The organism is Embleya sp. NPDC020886 (genome assembly GCF_044333915.1).
Taxonomy (GTDB): domain Bacteria; phylum Actinomycetota; class Actinomycetes; order Streptomycetales; family Streptomycetaceae; genus Embleya.
In genome coordinates this window covers 174,610-186,498 of record NZ_JBIRRX010000003.1, presented here as the reverse complement: position 1 = coordinate 186,498, position 11,889 = coordinate 174,610, and the positions used below count along the sequence as shown (strand labels likewise).

At 73.0% G+C, this 11,889-nt stretch carries 12 protein-coding genes; 4 read left to right on the top strand and 8 right to left on the bottom strand.

The features are described from left to right. Positions 1–2: 2 nt before the first annotated feature. From paaB to paaN, 7 genes are all read right to left on the bottom strand, one after another. Complete coding sequence (gene paaB / locus ACH4U8_RS11820; protein WP_360306681.1) at positions 3–302, bottom strand: 1,2-phenylacetyl-CoA epoxidase subunit PaaB; 300 nt, start codon at positions 300–302, stop codon at positions 3–5. Then, on the bottom strand, positions 299–1,279 hold the full coding sequence (gene paaA / locus ACH4U8_RS11815; protein ID WP_360306678.1) for a 1,2-phenylacetyl-CoA epoxidase subunit PaaA: 981 nt from the start codon (positions 1,277–1,279) through the stop codon (positions 299–301). Before paaA ends, paaB begins: the two co-directional genes overlap by 4 nt. A 100-nt stretch (positions 1,280–1,379) precedes the next feature. Beyond that, positions 1,380–2,216 (bottom strand): enoyl-CoA hydratase-related protein, encoded by an 837-nt coding sequence (locus ACH4U8_RS11810; RefSeq protein WP_360306675.1) that lies wholly within the window; start codon positions 2,214–2,216, stop codon positions 1,380–1,382. Continuing rightward, positions 2,207–3,079: a 3-hydroxyacyl-CoA dehydrogenase family protein gene (locus ACH4U8_RS11805; RefSeq protein WP_360306672.1), complete on the bottom strand. Its 873-nt coding sequence runs from the start codon at positions 3,077–3,079 to the stop codon at positions 2,207–2,209. The genes ACH4U8_RS11810 and ACH4U8_RS11805 overlap by 10 nt, the downstream gene beginning before the upstream one ends. Further along, the gene (locus tag ACH4U8_RS11800; protein ID WP_395777231.1) at positions 3,076–3,873 is read right to left on the bottom strand and encodes an enoyl-CoA hydratase/isomerase family protein; all 798 of its coding nucleotides are present in this window, start codon (positions 3,871–3,873) and stop codon (positions 3,076–3,078) included. The genes ACH4U8_RS11805 and ACH4U8_RS11800 overlap by 4 nt, the downstream gene beginning before the upstream one ends. After that, positions 3,870–5,081, bottom strand: coding sequence for a thiolase family protein (locus tag ACH4U8_RS11795; RefSeq protein ID WP_360306666.1), 1,212 nt, complete (start codon positions 5,079–5,081; stop codon positions 3,870–3,872). Before ACH4U8_RS11795 ends, ACH4U8_RS11800 begins: the two co-directional genes overlap by 4 nt. Next, positions 5,074–6,786, bottom strand: a complete 1,713-nt coding sequence (paaN, locus tag ACH4U8_RS11790) for a phenylacetic acid degradation protein PaaN (protein ID WP_395777229.1) — start codon at positions 6,784–6,786, stop codon at positions 5,074–5,076. The genes ACH4U8_RS11795 and paaN overlap by 8 nt, the downstream gene beginning before the upstream one ends. Positions 6,787–7,097: 311 nt before the next feature. On the opposite strand from paaN, the gene ACH4U8_RS11785 reads away from it, so the two are divergent. Next, on the top strand, positions 7,098–7,721 hold the full coding sequence (locus ACH4U8_RS11785; protein ID WP_395777227.1) for a TetR/AcrR family transcriptional regulator: 624 nt from the start codon (positions 7,098–7,100) through the stop codon (positions 7,719–7,721). Positions 7,722–7,749: 28 nt separating this feature from the next. Here ACH4U8_RS11785 and ACH4U8_RS11780 read toward each other — a convergent pair whose 3' ends face one another. Continuing rightward, a complete protein-coding gene (locus ACH4U8_RS11780; RefSeq protein WP_360306654.1) occupies positions 7,750–8,250 on the bottom strand; it encodes an Lrp/AsnC family transcriptional regulator in 501 nt (166 codons plus the stop codon). Between the two features lie 120 nt (positions 8,251–8,370). Here ACH4U8_RS11780 and pdhA point away from each other — a divergent pair, with 120 nt between their 5' ends. Genes pdhA through ACH4U8_RS11765 form a run of 3 tightly spaced genes read left to right on the top strand, consistent with a single transcriptional unit; the run spans position 8,371 to position 11,850 of the window. Further along, positions 8,371–9,486: a pyruvate dehydrogenase (acetyl-transferring) E1 component subunit alpha gene (gene pdhA, locus ACH4U8_RS11775; RefSeq protein WP_379990017.1), complete on the top strand. Its 1,116-nt coding sequence runs from the start codon at positions 8,371–8,373 to the stop codon at positions 9,484–9,486. Position 9,487: 1 nt separating this feature from the next. Then, complete coding sequence (locus tag ACH4U8_RS11770) at positions 9,488–10,504, top strand: alpha-ketoacid dehydrogenase subunit beta (protein WP_395777225.1); 1,017 nt, start codon at positions 9,488–9,490, stop codon at positions 10,502–10,504. Further along, a complete protein-coding gene (locus tag ACH4U8_RS11765) occupies positions 10,501–11,850 on the top strand; it encodes a dihydrolipoamide acetyltransferase family protein (protein ID WP_395777223.1) in 1,350 nt (449 codons plus the stop codon). Before ACH4U8_RS11770 ends, ACH4U8_RS11765 begins: the two co-directional genes overlap by 4 nt. The last annotated feature ends 39 nt before the right edge of the window (positions 11,851–11,889 follow it).

Here is an 11,889-nt window from a genome sequence, read left to right as displayed (position 1 = left end):
CCTCAGATGTGGGGGACGTCGTCGGGGATGTCGTAGAAGGTGGGGTGGCGGTACACCTTGTCCGCACTGGGCGCGAAGAACGGGTCCTTCTCGTCCCGAGTGGACGCGGTGATGTGTTGCGAGCGCACCACCCAGATGCTGACGCCTTCGTTGCGGCGGGTGTACAGGTCGCGTGCGTGGGTCAGCGCCATCCGGTCGTCGGCGGCGTGCAGGGAGCCGACGTGCACGTGGTTGAGGCCGCGCTTGCCGCGCACGAACACCTCGTAGAGCGGCCAGTCGGCGCCGGTTCGGATGTCGTTCATGCGGCTGCTCCTTGCCGGGTGGTCTGCTTGGCCGCGTACGCGCTCGCTGCCTCGCGTACCCACTTGCCTTCGTCGTGGGCCGTCCTGCGACGGCTGATCCGTTGTGCGTTGCAGGGGCCGTCGCCGCCGATCACCCGCCGCAGTTCGGCCCAGTCGGGGGTGCCGAAGTCGTGCCGGCCGCGGTCGGCGTTCCAGGTCAACTCCGGATCGGGCAGGGTCACTCCGATGTGGCGGGCCTGGGGCACGGTCATGTCGACGAAGCGTTGGCGCAGTTCGTCGTTGCTGTGCCGTTTGATCTTCCAGGCCATCGACTGGGCCGAGTTGGGCGAGTTGTCGTCGGGCGGGCCGAACATCATCAGTGAGGGCCACCACCAGCGGTCGACGGCGTCCTGCACCATCGCGCGTTGCGCGTCCGTGCCGCGCATCATCGTGGACAGTTGCTCGTAGCCCTGCCGCTGGTGGAAGGATTCCTCCTTGCACACCCGCACCATGGCCCGGGCGTAGGGCCCGTACGAACTGCGGCACAGCGGCACCTGGTTGCAGATCGCCGCGCCGTCCACGAACCAGCCGATGACGCCGACGTCGGCGTAGTTCAGGGTGGGGTAGTTGAAGATCGAGGAGTACTTCTGCCGGCCGTCGATCAGCCGGGCGGTCAGGTCCGCGCGGTCGGCGCCGAGGGTTTCCGCCGCGGAGTACAGGTAGAGCCCGTGGCCGGCCTCGTCCTGGACCTTGGCGAGCAGGATCGCCTTGCGGCGCAGCGACGGGGCGCGGGCGATCCACTCGGCCTCGGGCTGCATGCCGATGATCTCGGAGTGGGCGTGCTGCGCGATCTGGCGGATCAGCGTGCGGCGGTAGCCCTCGGGCATCCAGTCGCGGGGTTCGATCCGGTCGTCCTTGGCGAGGGTGGCCGCGAAGTGGTCGGCGAGATCCGGCGGCGCGTCGTCCGCAGGCGGTGTGGTGGGGGGTGGGGTGACCATCGACAATTCCCTACCGACCGTTCGTTCGGTCAATCGTGTGGCGAGGCCGGGCCCGCGTGGGCCCCGGGTGGGTCGGGGCCCACGAGCGGGCCCAAGTGGGTCAGTGTCCGTCAAAGGTGGGCCGGTCGCCCGCCAGGAAGGCGCGCACCGCCGCCCGGTGGTCCTCGGTGCGGCCGAGCCGCTCCTGGGCCGCCGCCTCCCGTTCGAGCAGGTCGGCCGGGCTCGCGCCGTCGGTGTGCCGAAGCAGCGCCTTGACCTCGGCGTAGGCGGCGGTCGGGCCGGCGGCCAGGCGTCGGGCGAGGGCCAGCCCCTCGGTGGTCGCCGCACCGTCCGGCACTACCCGGTGCACGAGGCCGCATCGGCGGGCGTCCTCGGCCCCGACACGTTCGTCCAGGAGCATCAGGGCCGCCGCCCGCGAGGGGCCGACGGCGCGGACCAGCGCGCCGCTCACCCCGGTGTCGGCGGCCAGGCCGATCCCGGTGAACGCGGTGGAGAAACGGGCGCTTTCGGCCGCGACCCGCAGGTCGGCGCACAGTGCCAGGCCGAGCCCGGCGCCGACGCAGGCGCCCTCGACCGCGACGACCACCGGTTGGCGCACCGCGTGCAGGGCCTCCACCAGCGGGTTGTACTGCTCGCGCACGATCGCGAAGGCGGACTCGGGCTCGTGCTCCAGGGCGCGGGCGTGCTCCTTGAGGTCCTGGCCCACGCAGAAGTGCCGGCCCTGGGCGGCCAGCAGGACCGCCCGGACCTTCCCGCCGTCCTCGCCCACCCGGCGCACGGCCGCGAGCAGCGCGGCGCGCAGTGGCGCGTCGAGGGCGTTCCCGGCTGCGGGGCGCCGCAGTTCGAGCACGGCGACGTCACCGTCGAGGCGGTATCCGACGCGTTCCCCGTCCCCGGCGGAGCCCGGTCCGGCGGTGTCGGTCGTGGTCACGGCCATACGTAGAACCCCTGTCCGGTCTTGCGCCCCAGCTCGCCGCGGGCGACCTTGTCGCGCAGCAGTCGGGGCGGTGCGAAGCGCGCGCCGAGGGTGGCGTGCAGGTGTTCGGCGATGGCCAGGCGCACGTCCAGGCCGACCAGGTCGGTCAACCGCAGCGGACCCATCGGGTGTCGGTAGCCCAGCCGCATCGCGTCGTCGATGGCCTCGGGGGCGGCGACGCCGTCCTCGACCATCCGGATCGCCTCCAGGCCCAGCGCCAGGCCCAGTCGGCTGCTGGCGAAGCCGGGCGAGTCGTTGACCACGACGTCCTGCTTGCCGAGCGCGCGGGTCCAGTCCAGGGCGCGGGCGAGCACGTCGTCGGCGGTGTCCGGGGCGCGGACGAGTTCGACCAGCGCCGAGGCGGGCACCGGGTTGAAGAAGTGCATGCCCAGGAAGCGGCCGGGTCGGGTCAGCGCGGCGGCGAGGTCGGTGACGGACAACGAACTGGTGTTGGTGGCCAGCACGGTCGTGGCGCCGACGGTGCGTTCGACGGCGGCGAGCAGGCGGGCCTTGAGCGCGGCGTCCTCGGGCACGGCCTCCACGATCAGGTCGGCATGCGCGGGCAGTTGCTCGATCGTGTCGACCGTGTGCACTCGCGCGAGCACCCGCTCGGCGGGTTCGCCGGCCGTGCCGTGTTCGGCGGCACGGGCCAGGCCGGCGGCGATCCGCTCGCGGGCCGCGGCGGCGGCCCGGGCGTCGCTCTCGGCGATGGTGACCGCGGAGCCGGCCGCCGCGAACGACTGGGCGATGCCGGCGCCCATGCGTCCACCGCCGATGACGCCGACCACCGCGGGCGGGGCCGGTGCGGCGGAAGTGGCGCTCATGTACGGCTCCTTGCGTCCAGGAAGCGGGTCATCCGCTCCTTCTTGTCCCGGCTCTCGAAGAGCACGGCCTGGGCCAGGTCGTCGGCGATCGGGTGGGCGCCGGGGGCGTCGACGACGAGTTTGGTCAGCCGCAGGGCCCCGGCCGAGGAACGGGCCATGCGGTCGAGCAGGGCGTGTGCCCGGTCGAGCAGTTCGTCGGCCGGTACCACCTCCATGACCAGTCCCGCGGCCAGCGCCGCCCGCGCGTCGAGGCGGTGGCCGGCGAGCAGGATCTGCTTGGCGATCGACTCCCCGACCAATTGCGGCAGACGCCAGCAGGCGCCGGCGGCGGCGATGATGCCCAGGCCGGGTTCGGGGTTGCCGAAGACCGCGTCGGGGCCGGCGATGCGCAGGTCGCACGCGTAGGCCAGTTCGGCGCCGCCGCCCAGGGCCCAACCGTCGACGGCGGCGACGGTGGGCATCGGCAACCGGCGCACCCGTTCGAACAGGCGGCTGTTGATGCCCTGGAGGGCCTCGTCCCGGCCCCGGTCGAGCAGTTCGGCGATGTCCGCGCCGGCGGCGAAGACCCCGCCGTGGCCGGTGAGCAGGAGCAGCTTGGGGTCGCGCTCCAACCGGTCGCACACCGCGTGCAGTTCGGTGATCATGCGGGCGTCGATGGCGTTGCGCTCGCGGGGGCGGTGCAGGGTGACCACGACGCGGTCCGTGTGCTCCTCGATCCGCAACGAGCTTGCGGTGTGGGCGGGTTCGCCCGCCGGGTCGAGCGCTGGGTCGGGTGTCGGTCGGGTGTTGCTCATACCCGCTCCACGAGCATCGCGACGCCCTGGCCGACGCCCACGCACAGCGTGGCCAGACCGCGCCGGGCGTCCTCGCGTTCCAGGCGTCCGAGCAGGGTCAGCACGATACGGGCGCCGGAGCAGCCGAGCGGGTGGCCCAGCGCGATGGCCCCGCCGTCGGCGTTGACGATGTCCTCGTCCAGGCCCAGTCGGCCGATCACGGCCAGGGCCTGGGCGGCGAACGCCTCGTTGAGTTCGACGGCCCCCAGGTCGGCGCTCCGCCAGCCCGCGCGGCCCAGCGCCTTCTCGGTCGCGGGGACCGGCCCCAGGCCCATCAGGTGGGGCTGCACGCCGGCCGACGCGGCGCCGACGACCCGTGCCCGAGGGGTGAGGCCGTACCGCCGCACGGCCGCCTCGCTCGCCAGGACCAGCGCGGCGGCCCCGTCGGACAGCGGCGACGCGGAGCCGGCGGTGACGATGCCGCCCGCCCGGAAGCTGGTACGCAGCTTGCCGAGCTTGTCGAGCGTGGTGGTGGGACGTGGGCCCTCGTCGCGGGTGACCAGGGCGTCGCCGACCGGCACGGGCACGATCTCGCGGTCGAAGCGGCCCTTGTCCTGGGCGGCGACGGCGCGTTGGTGGCTGCGCAGGGCGAACGCGTCGGAGCGGTCCCGGGTGATCCCGTCGAGGGCGGCGACCTCCTCGGCGGTCTCGCCCATCGACAGCGTGGTCCGGCCGGCGTCGGTGGGCAACGCGCGATCGGCCGCGGTGAAGCGGGGGTTGGTGAAGCGCCAGCCCAGCGAGGTGTCGTGGATGGCGCCGGGTTTGGCCCACGGGGTGCCGGGCTTGTCCATCACCCACGGCGCGCGGGTCATCGACTCGACCCCGCCGGCGACGACCAGGTCGGCCTCGCCGGCCCGGATCGTGTGCGCGGCGGAGGCGATCGCGGTCAGCCCCGAGGCGCACAGCCGGTTGACCGTGTAGCCGGGCACGGTGTGCGGAAGGCCGGCCAGGAGCACGGCCATCCGGGCCACGTCCCGGTTGTCCTCGCCGGCCTGGTTGGCGGCGCCGAGGATCACCTCGTCCACGGCCTCCGCGGGGATCCCGGCCCGGCGTACCGCCTCCCCGACCACGAGGGCGGCCAGATCGTCGGGGCGGACCGCGGCCAGGGCGCCGCCGTAGCGGCCCTGGGGCGTGCGGGCGCCGTCGACGAGGTAGACGGGCTCAGGCACCGACCGACTCCTTCGCGGCGGCGGGTCGGCGGGATTGCAGGGTGGCGAAGCGGGCGGTGACGAACGCGGGGTCGGACAGGGTGGCGCTGGCGGCCGGGTTGGCGGCGCTGCCGTGGAAGTCGCTGAACGCGGCGGACTGGTTGACGAACACGCCGCCGGTGAGGTTCTCGGACAGGTGCACGCCCGCGTCCAGGGCGGCTTCGCGGGCCGCGGCGAGTACGAACTCGCTGGTCGAGTGCACGGCGGCGGTCAGCGCGCCGCGGCTGCCCACCGTCTCGCGCAGGATCCGCAGGCCGTGCTCGGTGGAGTCGGTGCCGATCACGAACGACACGGGGCCGAACCATTCGCGGGTGTAGGTGTCCTGGTCGGTGTCCGCGTCGAGCCGGGCCACCAGCGGCGTGCGCACGATCGCCTCGGGGTGATCGGGGTGCGCGACGACGGCGGAGGGGTGCGCGATGTGGTCGAGCGCTTCGGCCTGTTCGAGGGTGTGCCGCACCCCGTCGTTGACGATCGCGCCGAGGGTGTGCACGGCGCGGGCGGGGTCGCCGAGCAGGCGGTCCAGCGCGGCGCCGAGATCGGCGGCGAACTCGTCGGCGGTACGGGTGCCCTGGTCGGTGGCGAAGCCCTCGCGCGGGATGAGCAGGTTCTGCGGGGTGGTGCACATCTGGCCGCTGTACAGCGACAACGAGAAGGCGAGGTTGCCCAACAGGCCCCGGTAGTCGTCGGTGGAGTCCAGCACGACGGTGTTCAGGCCGGCCTTCTCCGTGTAGACGGTGGCCTGGCGGGCGTTGGCCTCCAGCCAGTCGCCGAAGGCGGTCGAGCCGGTGAAGTCGACGATACGCACGTCCGGGTGCACGGCGAGGGTGGCCGCGCTGCGGCCCTCGGGCGCCTCGGCGGCGAGCAGCACCACGTCCGGCGGGAAGCCCGCCTCGGCGAGTACCTCGCGGGCGATCCGCACGGTGATCGCCAGCGGCAACACCGCGCCGGCGTGCGGCTTGACCACGACCGGGTTGCCGGTGACCAGGCTGGCGAACAGACCGGGGTAGCCGTTCCAGGTCGGGAAGGTGTTGCAGGCGATCAGCAGCGAGACGCCGCGGCCGACCGGGGTGAACGTCTTGTCCAACTCCAGCGGGTCGCCCTTGCGCTGCGGCTTGCTCCAGCGGGCCGCGGCCGGGTGTCGCTTCTGCTCCGCCCAGGCGTAGGCGACCGCTTCCAGGCCCCGGTCCTGGGCGTGCGGGCCGCCGGCCTGGAAGGCCATCACGAACGGCTGCCCAGTGGTGTGGTGCACGGCGTGCGCGATCTCGAAGGTGGCCGCGTTCAGTCGGGCCAGGATCTCGGCGGCGACGCCCGCGCGGGTGTCCGGGTCGGCGGCGCGCCAGGGGCCGGCGGCGGCCTTGGCGGCGGCCACGGCCTGCTCCGGGTCGATGCGGGGATAGGAGATGCCCAGCGATCGGCCGTACGGCGAGACCTCGCCCACGACCACCCGGCCGTCGCCCGGGTGGTCGGGCAGGCCGAAGGGGCGGCCGAGTTGCTCGTTGAAGGCCGCCTCGCCCAGGGCCGGTGCCTGCTCGCCGTAGACCTTGGTGCTCGGCGACTCGGGGTATGGCGTCCAGTGATCGCGCTCCGCGGTGGCCTGCACGGCCTGCTCCAGCAGCGTGCGATGGCGCGCGAAGAAGTCGGGGCGCTCGGAGTTCACGTCGGGCATGCGATCCACCTCTTGACATGCAGCGGTGATGCTGGCTTACCTGGCCTGCCGCACATTACCGAATGTTCGGTCGGTTAACAAGGCGATGCCCGACCACGGAATCCCGACCCCCTGCACAACGTGCGAGGGCACGACGGCGAAGAGACCGCGACGACCGACGCGGCGGGGCGCGAGGCCGCGCGATCGTCCGTTCGTCCGGGCCGACGTGGGAATCGGCGTCGACGCCGACAGGCCGGAACGCTCGCTCGGCAACTGCGCCCCGCCGGGGATCCACGGCATTCGTGACCTGCGGTTCCTGACACAATGATCGAGTGAGTAGTACACCCGTGCACAGAAACACCGGCCGTGTGGGCCGCCCCGGCTACGACCGCGATTCACTCCTCCAGGTGGCGGTGGCCGCGTTCAACGAGCGCGGCTACGACGGCACCGGCATGGAGGAGTTGGCCAAGCGGCTGGGGCTGAGCAAGTCCAGCATCTACCACCACGTCTCGGGCAAGGAGGAGCTGCTCGGCCTGGCCCTGGGACGCGCCCTGGACGCCCTGTTCGCGGTCCTGGACGAGCTCCCCGACCCCGACGCGACGGCCACCGCCCGGCTGGAGCACGTGGTGCACCGCAGCGTCGAGGTACTGGCCGCCGAACTGCCGTACGTCACCCTGCTGTTGCGAGTGCGCGGGAACAGCGCCGTCGAGCGGCACGCGTTGGACAAACGGCGCGAATTCGACCACCGCGTCGCCGAACTGGTGACCCGCGCCGCGGCCGAGGGCGGCGTGCGGGCCGACGTCGACCCGCACCTGACCAGCCGGCTGCTGTTCGGCACGGTCAATTCCCTGGTCGAGTGGTACCGCCCCGACGGCGGCCTGACCGTGTCCGCGCTGGCCGACGCCCTGACCGCGGTGCTGTTCGACGGGCTGCGCGCCGCGCCCGCGCGGAACTGACCCCGAAGCCGCCTCCCGGGGCGCGCGCTCACCCCTCCCAGACGACGCCGCGCCCCGGCACCTCCTCGAAGACCAGCCAGGTGCGGGTGGAGCGCACGTTGGGGATGCTCTGGATCTGCTCCAGCACCACCTCGCGCAGCGCGGTGTTGTCCGGCGTGCGCACCAGGGCCAGCACGTCGTAGTCGCCGCCGACCAGGGCCAGGTGCTCGATGTAGGGGATCTCGCGCAGTCGTTCGCCGACCGCGCGCCAGGCGTTCTGCTCGATGGTGATGGTGACGTACGCGGTGGTGCCCAGACCCACCCGTCGCGGGTCCACCCGAGCGGTGAACCCGGAGATCGTGCCGTCCTCGACCATCCGGCCGATCCGGGTGTAGGCGTTGGCGCGCGAGATGTGCACCCGCTCGGCGAGGGCGCGTACGGATATCCGTCCGTCCGCGACCAGTTCGGCGATGATCGCGCGGTCGGTGGCATCGGGCGCAGCGGCCAAACGTCCCGCCTCCGGGCCCTCCGACACTTCATCCTCGGACATATGGCTCCCTGGAGTGTCTGATCTCGACAGTTTATCGCATGATTACGGAAGGTCTTGAACAGATCTTCGCTCGGTTGGACCATTCACCTGTCAAACGTCCAACGAAAGCGAGCATCTTCGATGTCTCCGATATCCGCGACGGCCCTGCGTCGGGCGATGCAGAGATTCCTTCCCTCGCTTACCCCGGTGCGCTTCGTCGCCGAGGACGGTTCCGCCGTGCCGGCGCCCGCCGGGTACACCGCACCGGACGACGCACAACTGCGCGAGGGCTACCGCCGGATGGTGCTCGGGCGGCGGTTCGACACCCAGGCCACCGCGCTCACCAAGCAGGGCCGGCTCGCCGTGTACCCCTCCAGCCGCGGCCAGGACGCGTGCCAGATCGCCGGCGTGCTCGCGCTGCGCGAGGACGACTGGCTCTTCCCGACCTACCGCGACTCGGTGGCCCTGGTCTCCCGGGGTCTGGACCCGGTCGAGGTGTTGACGCTGCTGCGCGGGGACTGGCACTGCGGCTACGACCCGGTGGCCACCCGGGTCGCGCCGCAGTGCACCCCGCTGGCCACCCAGGTCCTGCACGCCACCGGCATGGCCGAGGCGATGCGACGCAAGGGCGAGGACCGGGTGGCGATGGCCTTCGTCGGCGACGGCGGCACCAGCGAGGGCGACTTCCACGAGGCGCTCAACTTCGCGGCGGTCTTCCGCGCGCCGGTGGTGTTCTTCGTACAGAACAACAAGTACGCGATCTCGGTGCCGCTCGCCCGGCAGAGCGCGGCACCCGCGCTGGCCTACAAGGGCGTCGGGTACGGCGTACGGTCCGAACAGGTCGACGGCAACGACCTGGTGGCGGTGCTCGCGGTGTTGTCCGAGGCGGTCGCCCACGCCCGGGCCGGCAACGGCCCGTTCCTGGTCGAGGCGCACACCTACCGCATGGACGCGCACACCAACGCCGACGACGCGACGCGCTACCGCGACGCGGACGAGGTGGAGGCGTGGCGGGCGGCCGACCCGCTGATCCGGCTGGAGGCCCATCTGCGCGGGCGCGGCCTGCTCACGGACGAGGACATCGCGGCCGACCAGGCCGCCGCCGAGGCGTTCGCGGCGGATCTGCGCACCCGGATGAACATCGACGCCGAACTCGACCCGCTCGAATTGTTCGACCACGTCTTCGCCGAACCCACCCCCCAACTGCGCGAGCAACGTGCCCTGCTCGCCGCCGAATCCACCGCCCAGGAGGTCTGAGATGGCAACCCTCACGATGGCCCGGGCGCTCAACACGGCCCTGCGCGACGCGCTGGCGGCGGACGAGCGGGTGCTGATGTTCGGCGAGGACGTCGGCCCGCTCGGCGGCGTCTTCCGCGTCACCGACGGCCTGACCCGCGAGTTCGGCGAGGAGCGCTGCTTCGACACCCCGCTCGCCGAGGCCGGCATCGTCGGACTGGCGGTGGGGATGGCGATGGGCGGCTTCCGGCCCGTGGTGGAGATGCAGTTCGACGCCTTCGCCTACCCCGCCTTCGAACAGATCGCCTCGCACGTCGCGAAGCTGCGCAACCGCACCCGCGGGCGGCTCGGCCTGCCGATGGTGATCCGGATCCCGTACGCAGGCGGCATCGGCGGCGTCGAACACCACTGCGATTCCAGCGAGGCGTACTACGCGCACACCCCCGGGTTGAAGGTGGTGACGCCGGCGACGCCCGAGGACGCCTACTGGCTGCTGCGCGACGCGATCGAGGATCCGGATCCGGTGGTGTTCCTGGAACCCAAGAAGTTGTACTGGGCGAAGGCGGAGGTCGACCTCGCCACGCGTGCGGCCCGGCCGTTCGGTCGCGCGGTCGTACGCCGGGCGGGCTCGGACGCGACGCTGGTGGCGTACGGCCCGTCGGTACCGGTGGCGTTGGAGGCCGCGGCCGCCGCGGCGCTGGAGGGGCGCAGCCTGGAGGTGGTGGACCTGCGCACGCTGGTGCCCTTCGACGACGAGACGGTGGCCGCGTCGGTGCGCCGCACGGGCCGCTGTGTGGTGGTCCAGGAGGCCCAGGGCTTCGCGGGGGTCGGCGCCGAGATCGCGGCCCGGGTCCAGGAGCGCTGTTTCCACTCGCTGGCCGCGCCGGTACTGCGGGTGGCCGGGTTCGACATCCCCTACCCGCCGCCGAAGTTGGAGCACGCGCACCTGCCGGGGGTGGATCGCATCCTGGACACGGTGGACCGGCTCCAGTTCGACGACACGCCCGACGTACGGCACCTGGTCCAGGGGGCGGCGTGAGCATCGACACGCTGCACGCGCAGGTCTTCCTCCTGCCGGACCTGGGCGAGGGACTGACCGAGGCCGAGATCGTCGAGTGGAAGGTCGCCGTCGGCGACACGGTGGAGGTCGACCACATCGTGGTCGAGGTGGAGACCGCCAAGGCCGCCGTCGAGGTGCCCGTGCCGTACGCGGGCACCGTGCTGAGCCTGCACGCCGAGGCCGGCACCGCGCTCGCGGTGGGCCTGCCGCTGATCACCGTCGGCGCCGCGCCCACCCCGGCGGAGCCCGGTGCCGCCGACCGCTATCGCGAGGAGGAGCAGGCGGGCTCCGGCAACGTCCTGATCGGCTACGGCACCGGCCACGCGCCCGTTTCCCGGCGCCGCCGCCGGGGCTCGACACCGCCGGCCGCCGGCCGGACGCACCCGTCGCCGGCCGCGGTCGAGTCCGGGCCGCGCACCGCCGACGCGGCAGTGCCGACGGCGGGCCCGGCCTGTGCGCGCCTGGTGATCTCTCCGCTGGTACGCCGGCTGGCCCGCGACCACGGCATCGACGTGGCCGCTCTGGCGCCCGGCCGAGCCGATGGCATCATCCGCCGCGTCGATGTGGAGCAGGCCATCGCCCGGGAGCGGCAGGCGGGTTCGCCCGTCGCGAGCGAGCCGGTCGGCACCCCGGGCGAGCAGCGCATTCCGCTGCGCGGCATCCGTCGCGCGGTCGCGCACAAGCTCGCGCGCAGCCGGGCCGAGATCCCGGACGCGACGACCTGGGTGGACGTGGACGCCACCGCGCTGCTGGAAGCCAAGGACGTGCTCCAGGCCGCGCGACCACAGCAGCGGATCGGCCTGTTGGCGATCCTCACCCGGATCTGCGTCGCGGGCCTGCGGCGCTTCCCGGAGCTGAACTCCACCGTGGACACCGCCCGCGAGGAGATCGTGCGCTTCGCGCACGTGAACGTGGGCTTCGCCGCCCAGACCGACCGCGGCCTGGTGGTGCCCGTGGTGCGCGACGCGCACACCCTGACCACCACGCAACTCGCGGCCGAGCTGGGCCGGTTGACCGCACTGGCCCGCACCGGCGCGCTGCCGCCCGAGGCGCTGACCGGGGGCACGTTCACGCTCAACAACTACGGCGTGTTCGGCGTGGACGGCTCCACCCCGATCATCAACCATCCCGAGGCGGCGCTGCTGGGGGTCGGCCGCATCATCGACAAGCCCTGGGTGGTCGACGGCGCACTCACCGTCCGCAAGGTCACCCAGCTCTCGCTGAGCTTCGACCACCGCGTGTGCGACGGCGGCGTGGCGGGCGGCTTCCTGCGCTACGTGGCGGACTGTGTCGAGCGGCCGGCGACGCTGCTGGCCGACCTGTAGGTCGCCGATGCCCCGGCGGCTACGTGGCGCCGGGGCATC